Source organism: Candidatus Kuenenbacteria bacterium (assembly GCA_012797775.1).
In the GTDB taxonomy this organism is placed as follows: Bacteria; Patescibacteriota; Patescibacteriia; order UBA2196; family GWA2-42-15; genus JAAZMX01.
The window spans coordinates 19,320-36,509 of the sequence record JAAZOM010000025.1; the positions used below are offsets into that span (position 1 = coordinate 19,320).

General features: G+C 41.0%; 14 protein-coding genes and 1 tRNA gene. 12 read left to right on the forward strand and 3 right to left on the reverse strand.

What is annotated here, in order from left to right:
- The first annotated feature begins 5 nt into the window (after nt 1-5).
- From GYA54_03860 to GYA54_03895, 8 genes are all read left to right on the forward strand, one after another.
- Nucleotides 6-452 carry a type II secretion system protein gene (locus tag GYA54_03860; GenBank protein ID NMC51835.1) on the forward strand — a complete coding sequence of 149 codons (447 nt, stop codon included), beginning with the start codon at nt 6-8 and terminating at the stop codon, nt 450-452.
- Nucleotides 409-1,839, forward strand: coding sequence for a hypothetical protein (locus GYA54_03865; protein ID NMC51836.1), 1,431 nt, complete (start codon nt 409-411; stop codon nt 1,837-1,839). The genes GYA54_03860 and GYA54_03865 overlap by 44 nt, the downstream gene beginning before the upstream one ends.
- Nucleotides 1,840-1,848: 9 nt before the next feature.
- Entirely contained in the window at nt 1,849-2,340 is a 492-nt protein-coding gene (locus GYA54_03870) for a hypothetical protein (GenBank protein ID NMC51837.1), read from the forward strand.
- 4 nt (nt 2,341-2,344) lie between these two features.
- Nucleotides 2,345-2,740, forward strand: coding sequence for a hypothetical protein (locus GYA54_03875; GenBank protein NMC51838.1), 396 nt, complete (start codon nt 2,345-2,347; stop codon nt 2,738-2,740).
- Between the two features lie 6 nt (nt 2,741-2,746).
- Nucleotides 2,747-3,916, forward strand: coding sequence for a PAS domain S-box protein (locus tag GYA54_03880; protein NMC51839.1), 1,170 nt, complete (start codon nt 2,747-2,749; stop codon nt 3,914-3,916).
- On the forward strand, nt 3,917-5,935 hold the full coding sequence (locus GYA54_03885; GenBank protein ID NMC51840.1) for a cell wall metabolism sensor histidine kinase WalK: 2,019 nt from the start codon (nt 3,917-3,919) through the stop codon (nt 5,933-5,935).
- A 22-nt stretch (nt 5,936-5,957) separates the two neighbouring features.
- Nucleotides 5,958-6,365 (forward strand): response regulator, encoded by a 408-nt coding sequence (locus GYA54_03890; protein NMC51841.1) that lies wholly within the window; start codon nt 5,958-5,960, stop codon nt 6,363-6,365.
- A 99-nt stretch (nt 6,366-6,464) separates the two neighbouring features.
- Nucleotides 6,465-7,106, forward strand: a complete 642-nt coding sequence (locus GYA54_03895; protein ID NMC51842.1) for a hypothetical protein — start codon at nt 6,465-6,467, stop codon at nt 7,104-7,106.
- Nucleotides 7,107-7,699: 593 nt separating this feature from the next.
- On the opposite strand, the gene GYA54_03900 is transcribed toward GYA54_03895, so the two are convergent.
- The 3 genes from GYA54_03900 to GYA54_03910 all read right to left on the reverse strand — a co-directional run bounded on the left by GYA54_03900 (nt 7,700) and on the right by GYA54_03910 (nt 14,875).
- On the reverse strand, nt 7,700-9,547 hold the full coding sequence (locus GYA54_03900; GenBank protein ID NMC51843.1) for a threonine--tRNA ligase: 1,848 nt from the start codon (nt 9,545-9,547) through the stop codon (nt 7,700-7,702).
- 595 nt (nt 9,548-10,142) lie between these two features.
- On the reverse strand, nt 10,143-11,315 hold the full coding sequence (locus tag GYA54_03905) for a hypothetical protein (protein ID NMC51844.1): 1,173 nt from the start codon (nt 11,313-11,315) through the stop codon (nt 10,143-10,145).
- 59 nt (nt 11,316-11,374) lie between these two features.
- Nucleotides 11,375-14,875, reverse strand: a complete 3,501-nt coding sequence (locus GYA54_03910) for a DNA polymerase III subunit alpha (protein NMC51845.1) — start codon at nt 14,873-14,875, stop codon at nt 11,375-11,377.
- 95 nt (nt 14,876-14,970) lie between these two features.
- Here GYA54_03910 and GYA54_03915 point away from each other — a divergent pair, with 95 nt between their 5' ends.
- The 4 genes from GYA54_03915 (at nt 14,971) to GYA54_03930 (ending at nt 17,055) form a co-directional block, all read left to right on the forward strand.
- A complete protein-coding gene (locus tag GYA54_03915) occupies nt 14,971-15,999 on the forward strand; it encodes a hypothetical protein (GenBank protein NMC51846.1) in 1,029 nt (342 codons plus the stop codon).
- 52 nt (nt 16,000-16,051) lie between these two features.
- On the forward strand, nt 16,052-16,414 hold the full coding sequence (locus GYA54_03920) for a response regulator (GenBank protein ID NMC51847.1): 363 nt from the start codon (nt 16,052-16,054) through the stop codon (nt 16,412-16,414).
- A gap of 14 nt (nt 16,415-16,428) precedes the next feature.
- On the forward strand, nt 16,429-16,800 hold the full coding sequence (locus GYA54_03925; GenBank protein ID NMC51848.1) for a response regulator transcription factor: 372 nt from the start codon (nt 16,429-16,431) through the stop codon (nt 16,798-16,800).
- A gap of 181 nt (nt 16,801-16,981) precedes the next feature.
- A tRNA-Pro gene (locus GYA54_03930) sits at nt 16,982-17,055 on the forward strand.
- The last annotated feature ends 135 nt before the right edge of the window (nt 17,056-17,190 follow it).

Here is a 17,190-nt window from a genome sequence, read left to right on the forward strand (position 1 = left end):
ATATTATGGAGGAACAGAAAAAAAATAAATCCGGGTTTAGTTTGATAGAGGCGGTGGTCGTTCTTTTTTTATTTGGCTTCATCGGCGTCATGACGCTGGAATCATATACTGCTTTTCGGACAAACAATAATATTTATCTTGCTAGATTTGAAATTATTTCTACCCTACGTCGAGCCGCTACCAAGTCAATGGCTGTGTCTGAAGACAGTGCTTGGGGAGTCAACCTTGCCAATGACAGATTGATCATCTTTAAGGGTAGTAATTTCAACCTTCGTGATATTAATTTTGATGAAGTCCATCCACTACCCTCTCAAATTACCATTAGTCCGGGCGGTGACATTATTTTCAATAAATTTACCGGCCAGCCGTCAAGTCCGGTAAGCATTACTCTATCTTCCAATAATTCCCATGCTGAAATCCAAATCAACCAAAAAGGCTTTATTGCTTATTAATAATTATTTTGGTTTCTCTGTGGCCGAAGCCGTTATTGCCGCAGCCTTTTTTGCTATTATTGCCACTTCCCTTATTAGCGCCCTTATTTATTTCAACGCCCTTCCTGCGCTTATCGGATTGAAGACCAGGGCAATTTTTTTGGCCGAACAGGGAATTGAGGCCTCGAGAAATCTTCGCGATAATAACTTCATCAACCTGGTCGATGGTACTCATGGTCTTAATAAAAGCTCCGGCCAATGGTCTTTTGCTGGCAGCCTAGACACCGCAGACGGTTTTGCTAGGCAAATAGTAGTTTCTTCTTTGGATTCAGATACTAAAAAAATTATTAGCCAGGTAAGTTGGTCTAGCCGCGGCAATGATTATAATACCTCTCTTATCGGTCGGCTTACTAATTGGCAAAAAATTATTACCTCCATCGGTGACTGGTCTACTACTACCATAGAATCAAGGCTTGATCTCCCGGGTATTAATGATGGTCGGAAAATTCAAGTTATTGGTGATTATGCCTACATTGTCAGAGCTGATGGTTCCCCAGATTTTGTTATTGCGGATATTAGTGATACCTCCAGTCCTTTTGTGGTTGGTTCATTGTCACTCACCGGCGGCCCCACCAATATTTTTGTCACCGGTAATTACGCCTATGTTTCTTCCGACGATGATAATGGGGAATTAAAAATTATTAATATTTCCAACCCCTCATCGCCAAGCCTGGTCGGAACATACAATGCCGCTGGCGCCGGCAATGGCAACGGTCTTTATGTGATTGGCAACAATGTTTATCTGGGTCGTACCAATTCCGGCTCCAATCCGGGTTTTCTCATTATAAATGTTACCAACCCAGCCAGTCCCGCGCTACTCGGCTCCATGAATGTCGGGCAGGTCGTCTATGAGGTTGTTGTTTCTGGCAATTATGCCTATCTGGCTACTGGTGATAATAATTTCGAATTAAGGGTAGTCAACATCAGTAACCCAGCCGCATTATCCTACGCTGGCTCTTTGAATTTATCTGGCACCACTGATTCTATTACTATTGCTTTGGCTGGTAATAAATTGTTTATGGGCCAAGGCAGCAGCCTCCATGTTATTAATATTTCCAACCCTCCTACGCCGTCGCTACTCGGATCTTTGGCGGTTGGTGGTACGCTAAACGATATCGCCCTCAATCTCGGCAATTCTGATAATTATCTTTTTATTACCACCAGTGACGCGGCTAGTGAGTTTAAAGTTATAAATCTAAGTACTCCAGCCAGCCCGGCCATATTGGGCCAAGAAGATATCCCTGGAGCCAGCCCTCTTTTGGGTATCGCCTATGATTCTAGTCTTGACAGGGCTTTTGCTGTTGGCCAATCAAACTTGGAGGAGTTGGTTATTATTGCGCCAAACTAAATTAAAATTATGAGAGAAAAGTTGGGGTTTACTTTAATAGAATTGGTTTTTTATCTCGCCATTGCTTCGATTATTCTTTTAAGCGTCGGCAGTTTGTTCCGCACTATGTCTGAGCTGCGCCTCAAAAATCAGGTTATCATTACCGTAGAGGAGGAGGGGCGGCAGGCTATGGATTATATTCTAAAAAGCATTAGAAGCGCGACCAGTGTTTCTAGCCCAATACCCAACAACAACTCGCCCAGTCTCACTTTAAATATCAATGGCGTCATTAATATATTTGACATTAGCACCAATCGTCTGCGTCTGACCGAGGGCGCTAGTCAGCCAATATTTATCACTTCTGATAAAACAACCGTCTCTGATCTGACTTTTCAAAATCTGGCCAATACCAGCACCAAAGACAACATCGGCGTTCAATTTACTCTGACTTATATCAACAACACCTCCCGCCCTGAGTATAATTATGCTAAAATTTTTAATGGGGCTAGCGGGAGAAGATAATTTTATGGAAAAAAAATCATCAGGCTACATTATTCTCTACAGTATTGTTGTCCTCGGCTCCATCGCCCTTGCTTTGGTGATTTATTTGTCGTCTTTTGTCGTTAGCGATAGCCGCACCAACACTGATTATCAAAAGTCTCTTCAGGCTCGCTCTCTGGCTGATTCTTGCGTCGAGTTGGGGTTGATGGCTATCCGCAATAATACCAATTTTTCTGGCACTAATAATTTTACCCTCGAGCAGGGCAATTGTACTTACACCGTTATCAATTCTGGCGGCTCTATTCGTGAAGTCAGGTCCACCGGCTCAGTAGGGGCCATTATTAGAAAGGTAAAAGTTATTACCAGCCAGTTAAACCCCCAGATCCAACTATCTTCTTGGACCGAAGTTGCTGATTTTTAAACTAATATGAAAAATAGAAATTATTATAATTTTTTTTGGTTATTATTAGGTCTGGGTGTTATTTTTATTTTGGGTGCTCATTTTACCAAATTTGTTGCCAACGATGCGGCCGCTGAGTTCAACGCCAGTTTTATATCGTTATCTGAGACCTATCTGGCCGGGGTCAATCCAGTCAGATTCCAAAACCTTTCCGGCTCTCTTGCTGATTTGGGAAATCCGGACTATATCCGCCTCAGAGAACAGCTTGCCAAGATGGATATGGCTGGCAAAAATCAGGGTATTCGCTGGATTTATACTATGCGCCCAGTCGATGATAATATCGTATTTTTGGTTGATTCTGTCGCTACTGGCCAATTCGGTCACAGTGAGCCTGGTGATCTATACCAAAATATTCCCAGTGATATGCTCTCGGCCATCAACGCTGCTTGGGCTGGAGAATCGACAGTTGTAGTTGGGCCCTACACTGACGATTGGGGCACATTCTTGTCGTTTTTGTCTCCCATTAAAGACTTTGAGACTGGACAAAAATATGCCATTCTTGGCACAGATGTAGATTACAAATATTTCAAAAGAGCAGTCTATGCACGCTCTTTGCCCCCAATTTTGGGCACTATTTTGGTTGCCGTATTTTATATTTTTTTATTTTTATATTTTAATAGATTGAGATCGGCCCATCTCTCTATTAAAGAGGAAAAAGAAAAATTTAGAGCCATTACCGAGTCGGCCAAGGATGCCATCGTGGTTATGGACAATATGGGCTTGGTTGTTTTTTGGAACCTCGGCGCTGTCAATATGTTTGGCTACAAAGAATCAGAAGTTTTGGGTAAAAATTTGCACAATATTATTACCGCCAAAAAAGAGCATCGAGACAAAAAGAATATTATAAAATTCGGGCAAAGCGGGGAGTCAGCTGTTTTGGGCAAGAACATAGAATTGCCGGTCAAAAGAAAAGATGGTGGTAGTTTTTATGTGGAATTAACAGTCGCACGAGTCAAGCTTGGCGGCTTGTGGCACGCCGTCGGCGTTATGCGCGATATTACAGACAAAAGAAAATCAACAGAAGAATTAAAATCTCATGCTGCGGAACTGGAAAGGATCAACCGCCTGATGGTTGACCGAGAATTAAAAATGGTTGAACTCAAAAAAGAAATTAATAAATTCAAAGATATCAAATAAATGTCCATCAAATTAAAAATATTTGTATATTTTCTTTTTATATTCATAACCGTCTCTCTGGTTGGCGCCTATACATTTTTTGTTTCCCAAAAAATAAACGACTATCTAGAAAATGATCTGCCAGCGGATATTTCTGCTGTCCAAATAACTTCCAAGCTTGATACCCTTGCTCAGATAATTCGCTATGAAGATGAGGTGTTGACGCAATCAGCCAGAAATTATGCTTTTACCGGTGACAAAAAATGGAAAGATCGCTATGAAGAGTCTGCTATCAAGCTCGACCAAAGAATTAATGAAGCTATCGCCGCGGGTGACAATTTTGATAAAGAGGTTTTTTCTAGTATTAATGAAGCCAATTTGGCCTTGGTTGATATGGAGGTCAAATCAATGGCCCATGTGGATAATAATGATTTGGATTTGGCCCAAGAAATTTTAAACAGCGAAGAATACGCCGTCCAAAATGGTATTTATAAATCAGGGATTGACAAATATCTTTCTCGCCGTGGAGCTGATTTTGATTCCGCTACGGAGGTTTCTACAAAACGCTTGGAGGAGAGCAAGGTGGAGCTTAGTAAATTGATCAATAGGCAGGGCCTTTCAGTGCTCATATTTTTAATCTTATCGATTTTTGTTTTATTATTTATAATTTATTTCATTTTCAAAACATTCATGCTCCCACTGGGCATCTTTAAGGCAACAGCCAAAGAAGTCGTCAAGGGCAACCTCAAAGCAGAAGTCAGGGTTAAGAACAAAGACGAAATTGGTGATTTCGCCAAAGATTTTAACAAAATGACCTCCACCCTGAGAGAAACCATTGAAAGCGTCAACCAAAAAGTGGCCGAGCAAACCAAGGATTTGGCCAAAAAATCAGCCGACCTCGCCAAGCAACAAAAGGCCATTTTAAATATTCTTGAAGACGTTCAGGAGGAAAAACAAAAAGCCGAGAGCCTGGCTGCCATTGTCCGTGATGCCGAGGAGCCGATAATCGGCAAAAAACTCGATGGCACCATTATCAGCTGGAATCATGGAGCCGAAAATTTATATGGTTATACCACAAATGAAATAGTCGGCAAATCAATAAAGACTATTATTCCCAGAGACAGGTGGAAAGAGGTTGACCGTATATTAAAAACAATAAAAGAAGGTAAGTTGGTAGAACATGAACAAACAATTAGACAAAAAAAGGATGGCACCCTGGTTGATGTTTCTATCTCTGTCTCTCCCATAAAAGATTTTACTGGCCAGATTATTGGCGCTTCTTCTATTGCCCTAGACATCACCAAAGAAAAACAAATTGACCGCGCCAAAACAGAGTTTGTCTCTCTAGCCAGTCACCAATTACGCACCCCGCTCTCGGCTATCAATTGGTATGCCGAAATGCTTCTGGCCGGTGACGCTGGCAAGATAAACGAGGAGCAAAAACAATATTTGGAAGAAATTTATCGCGGCAACCAGCGCATGGTAGAGCTTGTAAACGCCCTCTTAAATGTTTCTCGCCTGGAGCTTGGTACTTTTATGGTCGAACCGGAGTCATTATTAATCACCGATTTGGCCGCTGAAGTTATCAAAGAATTAAAGCCGCTTTTGGATAAGAAAAAGGTCACCTTAAAAACGCAATTTGAAACAAAGCTGCCCAAATTGATGCTCGATCGCAAGCTTACCACTATTATCCTCCAGAATCTTCTCTCCAACTCGATCAAATACAATAAAGATAACGGCAGGGTTGATTTTTCTATTTCCACCAAAGACAAATTTTTAGAGATCAAGGTTAAGGATACTGGACTTGGCGTCCCCAAAAAGCAGCAAGAAAAAATATTTGAAAAATTATTTCGGGCCGACAATGTTCGCTCTACTGATACCGAAGGCACTGGGCTTGGTTTATACATAGTCAAGTCAATTGTAGGCAATTCTGGCGGCAAAATTTGGCTAGAATCAGAAGAGAATAAAGGCAGCACCTTTTATGTCCACTTGCCGCTTAGCGGGATGAAAGCCAAAAAGGGGGACAAAAAATTATCCTAAATTTATAAGTTAAAAATATTTTATGCCCAAAAATATAAAGCCAACCAGGAAGAAAAATATTTTAGTTGTTGAAGACGAAAAACCGCTACAAGACGCTATACGTATCAAGTTGGAAAAAAGCGGCTTTGCTGTGGTTACTGCGAGAACAGTAGAACAAGCTCTCAACTATCTGAAAGACATCAAAGAAATAGATGTTATTTGGCTTGACCACTATCTTTTGGGCAAAGAGGACGGCCTAGATTTTGTGGCAGAGGCCAAAAATAGATCTCAATGGAAAGACATTCCAATTTTTGTGGTTTCCAATACCGCTTCGGCCGATAAAGTACGCTCATACCTCGAGCTGGGAATAAATAAATATTATATCAAGTCGGAGAAACGCCTAGACGAAATAATAAGTGATATTAATGATTATTTGGCCAATAAAAAGTAATTTTTGGAGCATTGAGAAGAGGGGAAAACACCCCTTGCTTTTTTGTTTTATTTTGCTAAATTAAAGTAAAGCCTCCCTTACTCGTTTTTGTAAAATCCTATGAAAAACCAACTAGATAAAATAATATATTTTGTCAAAAATACAGGCGACAAGGTTATCGTACTGAAGGATGATAGTGAATTTGTGGTCATGCCCCTAGATGAATACGAGGGTCTTTTCCGCCACAAAAAAGCCGTTTCCGAGATGACCGAAGAAGAGATATTGTCGCGTGTTAATAGAGAGATAGCCCTTTGGCGCGAATCACAGAAAAACATTAGCGAAGCAGAGGACAAGGACTATTTCAAAAGAAAGCAGCTCGCTGATGATGATTTTTATTATCGCGGCACCAAAGATTTTGAAACTGATGATAACTGGGTAGAGCCAGACTGGCAGGACGACGAGCTCGAAGATTTAAAAGACGATAGTTCACCCCTATATCCGGTTGAAGAAGACGATTTTGATTTTCAAGAAGATGAAAATTTTGACCCCGGCGTAGATTACCCAGAAAACAAAAAGGGAGCTGAGGATGTTAGTTTGCCGCTAAATAATCGTCCAGAAAATTTTGTACCCAAATCAGAACCCATAACTAGGCCAAAGACCAAAATAAATAATTTTGGCTATTCCAACCCGATTGATACTGGGGAGGTGTCAGGCACCTATGGGGACAACTTTGAACATATTCCTCCTCCGCCAAATCGTTGATTTTATTCTCAAACAAAACACCCCCAATCAGGGTGTTTTTATTATTGACCTTTTTATTTATCTATGCTATTAATTATATGAAATCCTGGAAGAGTTTATGCTTTGCTCCCCGGATTTCCACTTTTCGTTTCTGGCCAAAATTAAAACAGACCGGCGCCAGACCGTGCCTTGAAAAACCAAAATAACCCACAATGTACTGCATCAAATTATAGCCCAGTGGTGATTATTATGGCGCAATAGACAGACAGAGGAAGGGTGGTTGCCACTGCTTCGCGCGGTGACTTCATACGAAAACATAGCATTTCAAAATAAGGAGGCCAAGAGCCAACACAATACACCTGTATATACCCCCCAGTGGGTTGAAGGGTAAAAGAAGGCTTTTGGACAAGCCTATGAAAGTTCAAAGAACCTGTCCCAACTGCGGCGGGAAGGGCTACCGCATGGTGTACAATTCGAAGGGAAAGCGGGTGAAAGAACCCTGCTCAAGATGCGGTGGAAAGGGCAGCATAAGGGAGGAGCTGCCCAAATAAGAGGTTCCGGATAAAAATAAAAACCCCAGTCAATTACGGCTGGGGTTTAAAATTTGCATTCCTTTACAGCTCAACTGTTTTATCACCAACTACCTTTCTGATATACGCCACAAACTCTTCTTTTGAAAATTCCAATGTTTCTCTTTCTCCTCGTTTTCTAACTTGGAGTTTTTTCGAGCCCATCTCTTTATCACCAATCACCAGCATATAAGGGATTTTTTGCGCTACTGCCCGGCGTATTTTATTACCTACTGTTTCGTTGCTTTCATCTATCTCCACCCTTATGTTCTCTTCTGCAAATTCCCGAGCCAGCTCCTGGCAATGTTTGATGTGTTTTTCTCCCACTGAAATAATTGACACTTGGACAGGCGATAACCAGAGAGGAAAGGCCCCGGCATAATGTTCTATCAAAAGACCAATAAACCTCTCATAAGAGCCAAAAAGTGCTCGGTGTAGCATATAAGGGGTTTCTTCTTCTCCTTTGGCGTTGGTAAAACCCATAGCAAATCTTTCTGGCAGATTGAAATCAAACTGCAAAGTGGAGCACTGCCACTCCCGCCCTAGGGCATCCTTAATTTTAAAATCCAACTTTGGCCCGTAAAAAACCGCTCCGCCCACTTCTTTCTCATAGTTCAGATCTTTTTCTTTTGCCACCTTTTCCAATACTTTCTCAGTGAAAGACCAACCCTCGTCTGTACCAGCGTATTTTTTATTATTTGGGTCGCGGACCGAGAGGTATACATGGATATCTTCTATTTTAAACCCAAAAGATTTATAGATAAATAAAATAAAATCAATTACCTTTTTTAACTCATCCTCGACCTGATCAGCTCGACAGATTATGTGAGCATCATCCTGGGTAAAGCCGCGAACTCTGGTGAGTCCCGATAGTTCTCCCTTTTTCTCAAAACGATATACCGTGCCGCATTCTGCCCAGCGGAATGGTAGTTCTCTATAAGAGTGTAGATTATTTTTATAAATTCTGACATGAAAAGGGCAGTTCATCGGCTTCAAAAGGTAGGTTTCTGGTTCTTTTATCTTTTCTTTGTTTTGGCTCTCTAAAAGACTTTGTCCGGCTTCGATTGGTGAATACATACTTTCATTATAAAAACCCCAATGACCAGACGTCTCCCATAGGGCCTTGTTGCCGATGTGTGGTGTGCGTACCAGCTCATAGCCATTTTTTAGGTGTTCTCGGTACCAAAAATCCTCAACTATTCTCCACAAAAGAGCCCCTTTTGGGTGCCACAAAGGCAAGCCCAAGCCAACCATTTCGTCCACATGAAACAGCCCCATCTCTTTCCCTAATTTTCGGTGATCTCTTTTTTCCGCCTCTTCGAGCAAGTGAAGGTATTCTGCCAACTCATTTTCTTTTTCAAAAGCTGTGCCATAAATTCTTGTCAACATTTTATTTTTTTCATCACCATGCCAATAAGCCCCGGCGATTTTCATCAGTTTAAAAGATTTAATCTCCCCAGTTGATTTTGCATGTGGTCCGGAGCAAATATCTACAAAAGTTTCCGGTATATCTTTTCCTTTTTCTCCCATCCAATAGACGCTCACTTTTTCGCCGCGCTCTTCTATCTCATCCAGCCACTCATGTTTATATTCATTCCCTTTATAAATATTGTTATTAAAAAATTTTCTTGCCTCTTTCACTGCCATCTCCTCTTTGGTTATAGGTAGGTTTTCTTTTATAATTTTGGCCATTTCTTCTTCGATTTTGGGGAAATCGTCTTCTGATATTTTTATCTCCGAGTCAAAATCAAAATAAAAACCTTCATCAGTTGCTGGCCCCATCGCCGCCTTTATTTTATTGCCCCACAGCCGATACATGGCCATAGTCAAAACATGCTCGGCACTGTGTCTGAGCGCCCAAAGCTTTTCATTTTTGTGTTCTTTGTTCGACATATTGTTGCAAATTTAATTTTGTAAAAATTTAATATTAGTATTTGACAATGGTTAGCTGTTTTATTAGACTAAAATAAAAAGCACGCATAAATACAGAAAGGAGGATTATACCATGGTGGCAACAGAGTGCCAGACATTTTGGGAGGTAAGATTCTTCAGCTCTTCGCCCATAGCGGTTTTGATTCAAAGCTTTAGTGAGTTGGGTTTACCGGAGAGGTCCTTTATTATTTTTTCTCATCCCCAGCTCACTGGCAAAGTAGCGGTTTTTTTAAAGAGAATCTTCCAGGACTATCCATCCAGAGCCTCCTAAATATCCTTGGCCAAATAATCTAAAAAGCCTTTCATCCTAACGTTAAAAATAACATTTGGGACGAAAGGCTTTTTCTTTTGTAGAGTCTTCCGTGGTTCCACCCATTTTCCTTTCACGCATTTTCCCCGATCATGGGCAAAATATATGAAGGGCACTTTCGGTAAATTGTCTTCAAGGCTTGAGGCTTTTGGCCATTCCCAGTTTGAGAATGCCGGATTGGTACTCCGGCCGATCGCCTTGTTTTTTATTATATCTTTATTACTATCAACATGTCAAACAGGTATTTTATTTATCGAGCATTTTTATTATAATATGGTCTTTAAAAATAGGCACCTTTTTCACCCAAAATGGAGAAAACTCGACCCTTATATCGCGAACCGTATTAAATTGGGAAAAATAAAGCCTTAGGTCGCTCTCCGTAAAACCCACCAGCATGTTTTTGTCAAAAATATTTTTATTTTCATCAGCTTTGGTGAGGCCAGAGATCTCAATTTTTGCCGTCGCTTCTTTTTTTTCAACATCTGTCTGCAGCAATTCGTATTTTAGAGTACTTTCATCGACGTCCAGCATCTCATTTTTATTATTCATTATCTCCTTTATTTTATCCAATATATCTTGTTTTTGGACAAAAACCGCAATGACAGTCATTTCTCCTTTTAATTTGAATCCATCGACCTCATCTCCCACTTTTTTATCGTAAGAAAAATTTTGTCCTTCTGGCACTATACCGCCGCCGACCAGCAACCATTTTTCTGTTTCCAAGCCAGTTGTCAGCTTGGCCATAGTTTTTTCTAGTTGTGTCTTTTTAAAATCAGCGCTTGCCTTTTCTATATCTGCCTCTGACAATATGCCTATTTGCTTCTCACCGCCCACTGTTGCCTCTCTTGATTCTGCGTATATTAGCGTCTGGAGATCAGCGGATAGTCCGGGTATAGTAAAAGTTGTTGGGCCTATTTCTCCGGATTTTCCTGGTTTGTCGGCATAAATATTAACCTCAATCTCACCACTTGCTGGCACCGTGACCTTGTCTTTAAGGCGGAAAAGGACGTTTTCTTTAGATATCAATCTCGTCGTCGCCACCAAAGTCTGAGCTTGGTCTCTTGTGTTGTAAATAGTTGCTTTACCGGTCGCCTGGGCTTCCACCTTTTTCTGACTTTCACTGACCTGATATTCTTGTTCTGTGCTTACTTTTTCTACATACACCTTCCCGCCGATGATGGGATTTGTGCTAGTGCTGTTTTCCGGTGATTCGGCTATTGACATCTCAAAGCTTTTTATCACCGGTTCATTGGCTGGAGTTACGGTAATAGTCACTTTGGCCAAAACCAGATAAAAAATAGCCACCAATAAAATTATAGCTATAAGGAAAAAAATAGTAGCCATAAATTTATAAGATCTGCGTGGTTGAGGCGCCTCCATTGGTATCGGCTCTATAAAATCATTTTCTTTTTTGGGCATATTTTTCTAAAGTTAATTTCTATCTTTATTATAAACCCAAACAAGCTCAACCGCAATACCTATTGTTCTACTGACCTGGTCTCCACACTACCTTGACCAGTGATACTCTCAATTCTTTCCCTTGTCTCGGAATCAAAATTTATAAAAAAGTTTGTGGCGATTGTCCGGGTATTTTCCCCTTGCTTGACCACGATAAAAACCCTGTTTTTGCCGTGGCTCTCGCTGAAGATATCTTTCAATTTATTATGCGCTTCATAATTAAAATCCTTGCTCAAAATATTTATTATAATGCTTACCGGTTTTCTTAGGCCAGCCACATCAAAACCGTTATGCTCTTTTAGGGATTCTTCTGGGTTCAGACTGTCTATTTCCACTACTTTTTCCACCAATATTTTTGGCACATCATCTTTGTCTGATAATCTGCCGGTAATCAAAACCGCCCTGTCTTCCTCCCAGATCGCCGAATTTCTTTGGATTAATTTTGGGAAAACTATCACCTCGACAGACCCTGTCGTATCTTCTACCCCCGCAAAAAGCATCAACTCATTTTTTTTGGTAAATATTTTTTTAATATTTGTTATTATGCCAGCTACAGATATCATACTGCCAGACGCATACTGCTGATTATTTATATCTCTCATAGCTGCGGTCTTTTTCTCAAAATATTTAGCCAATTCTTTGAAGGGGTGCGAGGAAACATATAAGCCCAAGAGTTCTTTTTCCCATATCAATTTGTACTTATTTTCCGCCGGTTCTGATGGGTCCAAAACCAGTCGAGGCTTGTCTTTGTCTGTTTTTCCACCAAAAAGAGAAAACTGGCCGGTATTTATTTCCCGCTCGTTACTTTTCACAAAGGCCAGTATTTTCTCCATATTGTTGAGCATCTGATTTCTTTCTCCGAGCTCATCCATCGCCCCTGCTTTGATGAGAGATTCTAGCGATTTTTTGTTTAGATTGCGAGAATGAATTCTGACCAAAAAATCTGCCAAGGATTCAAATTTTCCATTTTTCTTTCTTTCTTTGATTATTGTCTCAATAATATCTTCTCCCAGATTTTTTATTGCCATGAGTCCAAATCTTATCTCCCTGTCAGATATATAGGTAAAATTAGACAGAGATTGATTAATGTCCGGCGGCAAGACCTTAATACCCATTTTTTCACATTCCGCAACAGCCTCGGCTATTTTTTCGGCATTACCCGATTCGGCTGTCATAAGAGCCGCCATAAATTCTGACGGGTAATTGGCTTTCATATAAGCAGTTTGGTAAGCCACCACCGCGTAGGAAGCGCTATGGGCTTTATTGAACCCATAACCAGCGAATGGCTCGATGTAACTCCAGATTTCTTTGGCCTTGCCGTCTGTTAATCCATTTTTTTTGCAACCTTCAATAAACTTTTCTTTTTGTTCAGCCATCAACTCTTTTATCTTTTTGCCCATGGCTTTTCTAAATTTATCGGCCTCTTCCGCATCGTAGCCAGCCAAGACCATCGCTGTCAACATGACATCATCTTGATAAATTAAAAGCCCAAAAGTTCTCTCCAAAATATCTTTCAACTTTGGATGCGGATAAGTGACGGCTGAAGGATTCTTTTTTCTCTTTATATATTCAGGTATTATTTCCATTGGCCCTGGTCTATAAAGAGCCACCATAGCCATAATATCATAGATGTTGTCCGGTTCCAGCTCCTTCAAATTTTTTGTCATTCCACTACTTGATAACTGGAAGACTCCCATTGTCCGGCCGTCAGCCAAAAGCTTGAAAGTCTTTTTGTCATCCCAGGGTATTTTTTCCAGATCAATATTTATATTTTTAGTATGCTCGACAATAGTCACTGCTATGCCCAAAATAGAAAGATTCCTTATTCCCAAAAAGTCAGCTTTGAGCAACCCAACAGTTTCCTTTTCCACGTTCGGATCAATAGAGTGCATATCATATTGAGTGATGATTGCTTCACCCTGCGGCTCTCTTTGTAGTGGCAGAAAATTTGTCAGTTTATCCGGAGCAATGACCACCCCGGCCGCATGGACCGAAACATGCCTGGCGCAACCCTCTATCCTCGAGGCCAGATCCAAAACTTTTTTTGCTTGCGGGTCGACTCTATAAAGATCTTTTAGCTCGTGGTTTATCTCCATAGCTTCTTTTATACCGATATGCGTACCCTGTGGTCCGTGAGGTATCATCTTGGCTATTTTATCACCAAAAGAATAGGGGAGTCCGAGTACCCTAGTAACATCTCGAACCGACGCTCTGGCCTGCATTGTTCCGAATGTTCCGATGTTGGCCACTCGATCTTCACCATATTTCTTGCGTACATAATCGATCACCTCGTCACGTCTTGAATCTTGGATATCGCAATCTACATCTGGTGGGGTCGGTCTTTTCTTTGTTAAAAATCTCTCAAAGGGCAGCTGGAAGCGCAAAGGGTTGACCGAAGTTATGCCCATAGCATAAGACACCAAAGAACCAGAAGCCGAGCCTCTGGTAGTCGCAATTATATCTTGGCTTCTGGCCCAGTTCATAAAATCAGCCACAATCAAAAAATAGTGGTCATAGCCTTTTGATATTATAATATCCAACTCATAATCCAGCCGCTCCTTATCTTCTTTTGTTATTTTGCCTTCTCTTTTTTGCAACCCTTCATATGTTAGCTTGGTCAAATATTCGGAGGCACTTGTGCCTTCAGGCGTGGGATATTTTGGGAAGTGCCAACTAGTCAGATCCAGTTCTAGATTACATTCGTCTGCTATTTTTTGGGTATTATCAAATGCTTCTGGACAGCCGAGCTCCCGACAATATTCAAACAGCACTTCCGGCGCCACAAAAGAGGCATCAAAGCTCGTCATGTCTAGCCTGTTTTTGTCGTTAACAGTTTTGCCGGTCTGAATACACACCAGGGCATCTTGAGCTTCATTGTCGCTCGGGTCAATATAATGAGAATCTTTGGTTATTATTAATGGCAGGCCAGTCTCCTTGGCCAGCTTTATGATCAGATGGTTTACTTCTATTTGTTTTCGGAGCTCTGGGTGGTGTTCAATCTCCAAATAAAAATTACCACTCCCAAACATTTCTTCATAAAATTTGGCTGCCTCTTTTGCTTCCTCATATTTATTATCCAAGAGCAACTGAGGTATTTTACCCTTGAGACAGGCACTCGAAGCAATTAGTCCCTCAGCATGTTCTCTCAAAATATAATTATCAATCCTGGGTTTATAATAAAAACCTTCGAGATGCGCTACCGTCGTCAAGTATATGAGATTTTTATAACCAGTCTCATTTTTGGCAAAAAGTAAAAGATGATTGTATTTCGTATCAGTACCCGGGGTTTTGTCTGTCAGTCTTCTCGGTGCAATATAAACCTCCATGCCCATAATAGGTTTTATGCCCTGTTTGCGGCATTCCTTGTAAAATTCCAAAGAACCATACATGACCCCATGGTCAGTCAAGGCCAAAGCCGACATGTCATACTCCTTTGCCTTTGATACCAAATCGGGTATTTTTGATAGCCCATCCAAAAGAGAATAGTGGCTATGGGTATGTAGATGGACAAAATCTTTCATAAATACATTTATCTGATAATTACTTCATTATAACCCCTCTATTTTTTCTTGCCAAATCTTTTATTATTTCTTAGGATTTTGTATAATTAATTTATATGAGGAGAAGAAAAAAGCTTTCTTATTATTTAGTCTCAATTTTTGTCGCCGGGTTGCTTCTGGCCGCTTTTATCTGGGCTATTTTCAATGTGCTTGATTTTAGCAGTAGCGCTGGTGAAGCCCGTTTTGGTGTTACCTTCAGCCACAAATACACTTCCGAGAATCTCGGGCTTGATTGGAAAAAAGTATATCTGGCCATTGTTGATGATTTGGGGGTCAAAGACATACGCCTTGTTTCTCCTTGGGACTGGACGGAAAAAGAAGAGGGGCAATACAATTTTGCTGATCTAGACTGGATGATTCAAGAAGCCGGTAAAAGAAACATCAATATTGTCCTGGCTATTGGCCGGCGCACGCCTCGCTGGCCAGAGTGCCATGACCCCCTCTGGCTCAAGGAGCTCACCAAAGAAGAACAAGAAAAAAAATTATTAGCGCTGATAGAGAGAACCATCAATCATTTTCAGAAATACAAAAATATAAAAATTTGGCAGGTGGAAAATGAACCGTTTTTAGAATTCTTTGGCCAATGCCCCAAGCCAGATCAGGAGCTAATCGCCAAAGAGGTGAAATTAGTAAAACTATTGGATGCTCGCCCGATTATGGTGACTGATACTGGTGAGCTCTCTAATTGGCAAAGGGCAGGGTCTCTGGCCGATATCTTGGGCGTGACAATGTACAAGACTGTTTGGAATGATTTTATGGGCATCTGGCGCTATCCTTGGCCGCCGGCCTACTATTATTACAAAGCCCAAAGTATCAAAAAAAATTACCCCTCTGTCAATCAAGTTATTGTTTCGGAGCTGCAAGCCGAACCTTGGAGCATCCATGGTAAAAACATAAAACTCTTTGATATTGATGACCAGTTTGACTTATTTAGCTTGGGTGACTTCAAACGCAATCTGAAATATGTAAAAAAAGCCGGTTTCCCAGAATCATATCTTTGGGGCGTCGAATGGTGGTATTGGCTGAAAACAGAGAAAAACCACCCAGAATTTTGGAATACGGCCCAAAAAATTTGGCAAAAATAGGGTCGTTTGGTATAATAAAGTCATTATTAGGCCCTTTAAAATTTGTAATTATATGGCCAAAAAAGTATTAATAATTGAAGACGAGCAAACACTAGTCAAGGCATTGGAGCAGGTGCTGAAAGAGAAAGGTTATGATATTGAAGTCGCCATTGACGGCGAGGAAGGTTTTAAAAAAATCGTTTCTTTCGAGCCCGATTTAGTTCTCCTTGATCTTATTTTGCCAAAACTTGATGGCTTTTCTGTTCTTGCCAAGATGAAAGAAGCCGGCCTGACAGGCAAGATCCCTGTTGTTGTTATGACCAATCTTTCTGATGTCGGTGACAAAGTACTTTCTCTCGGGGCTGATAAATGCTTGATAAAATCTGACTTATCGGTTGATGAGATACAGGACGTAGTCCACGAAAAATTGCAATAATTTATTTTTATTATATGGCAAAAAAAATTCTAATCATCGAGGATGAGGTGGCTTTGGCCGATGCTATGAAGGTTGGTCTTACGGATGCTGGTTATGAGGCCGATACCGCCTATGACGGCGAAGATGGCATGGTCAAGGTCAAAAGCCTTACTCCCGATCTTGTTTTGTTGGACCTGATGCTACCCAAAAAAGATGGCATGACTATTTTGAAAGAGATGCGCGCTGATTCTGCTACCGCCGACATCCCCGTCATGATCCTATCTCAGCTCTCTGACACAGAAAAGATTAGTGAGGGCGTTTCCCTTGGGGTGGTTGGTTATTTGGTAAAGGTTGACTTTAGCTTGGCCGAGGTGGTTGAAAAAGTAAAAAAAGCCCTAGGTGATTAATGCTAATAAATAGCTACAATAGGCGGGTATTTTCCCGCCTTTTTTATTGAACACTTGTTTGTTTTTAGTAATTAATGATACTATATTTTATATCGGGCTGTGGTAGTTTAAGGGCCACGGTGTGGCGCTTAAACGGATTACGCACGTTTCGGTGCGTTGCCCAATATTTATTAATTTTTTCCGGGCTGTGGTATAACGGTATTACGCACGCTTCGGGTGCGTGTAATGGCGGTTCAATTCCGCCCAGCCCGACCAGATTAAACTTTTTTCAAATTCAGAGGCGTTTTGTTGCTCGCTCGCCCCGCCTTCGGCGGGTCTCGCTTCGCAAAAAGCCCTGTATTTCGGAATTAAATCGTAAGGTCGGACAAATTCAAATTCAGCTTTTCGGGA

What these genes read in the sequence shown, in the direction of transcription:
- GYA54_03860 (NMC51835.1), top strand. Translation starts at nt 6, where the DNA reads ATGGAGGAACAGAAAAAAAATAAATCCGGGTTTAGTTTGATAGAGGCG.
- GYA54_03865 (NMC51836.1), top strand. Translation starts at nt 409, where the DNA reads ATGCTGAAATCCAAATCAACCAAAAAGGCTTTATTGCTTATTAATAAT.
- GYA54_03870 (NMC51837.1), top strand. Translation starts at nt 1,849, where the DNA reads ATGAGAGAAAAGTTGGGGTTTACTTTAATAGAATTGGTTTTTTATCTC.
- GYA54_03875 (NMC51838.1), top strand. Translation starts at nt 2,345, where the DNA reads ATGGAAAAAAAATCATCAGGCTACATTATTCTCTACAGTATTGTTGTC.
- GYA54_03880 (NMC51839.1), top strand. Translation starts at nt 2,747, where the DNA reads ATGAAAAATAGAAATTATTATAATTTTTTTTGGTTATTATTAGGTCTG.
- GYA54_03885 (NMC51840.1), top strand. Translation starts at nt 3,917, where the DNA reads ATGTCCATCAAATTAAAAATATTTGTATATTTTCTTTTTATATTCATA.
- GYA54_03890 (NMC51841.1), top strand. Translation starts at nt 5,958, where the DNA reads ATGCCCAAAAATATAAAGCCAACCAGGAAGAAAAATATTTTAGTTGTT.
- GYA54_03895 (NMC51842.1), top strand. Translation starts at nt 6,465, where the DNA reads ATGAAAAACCAACTAGATAAAATAATATATTTTGTCAAAAATACAGGC.
- GYA54_03900 (NMC51843.1), bottom strand. Translation starts at nt 9,547, where the DNA reads ATGTCGAACAAAGAACACAAAAATGAAAAGCTTTGGGCGCTCAGACAC.
- GYA54_03905 (NMC51844.1), bottom strand. Translation starts at nt 11,315, where the DNA reads ATGCCCAAAAAAGAAAATGATTTTATAGAGCCGATACCAATGGAGGCG.
- GYA54_03910 (NMC51845.1), bottom strand. Translation starts at nt 14,875, where the DNA reads ATGAAAGATTTTGTCCATCTACATACCCATAGCCACTATTCTCTTTTG.
- GYA54_03915 (NMC51846.1), top strand. Translation starts at nt 14,971, where the DNA reads ATGAGGAGAAGAAAAAAGCTTTCTTATTATTTAGTCTCAATTTTTGTC.
- GYA54_03920 (NMC51847.1), top strand. Translation starts at nt 16,052, where the DNA reads ATGGCCAAAAAAGTATTAATAATTGAAGACGAGCAAACACTAGTCAAG.
- GYA54_03925 (NMC51848.1), top strand. Translation starts at nt 16,429, where the DNA reads ATGGCAAAAAAAATTCTAATCATCGAGGATGAGGTGGCTTTGGCCGAT.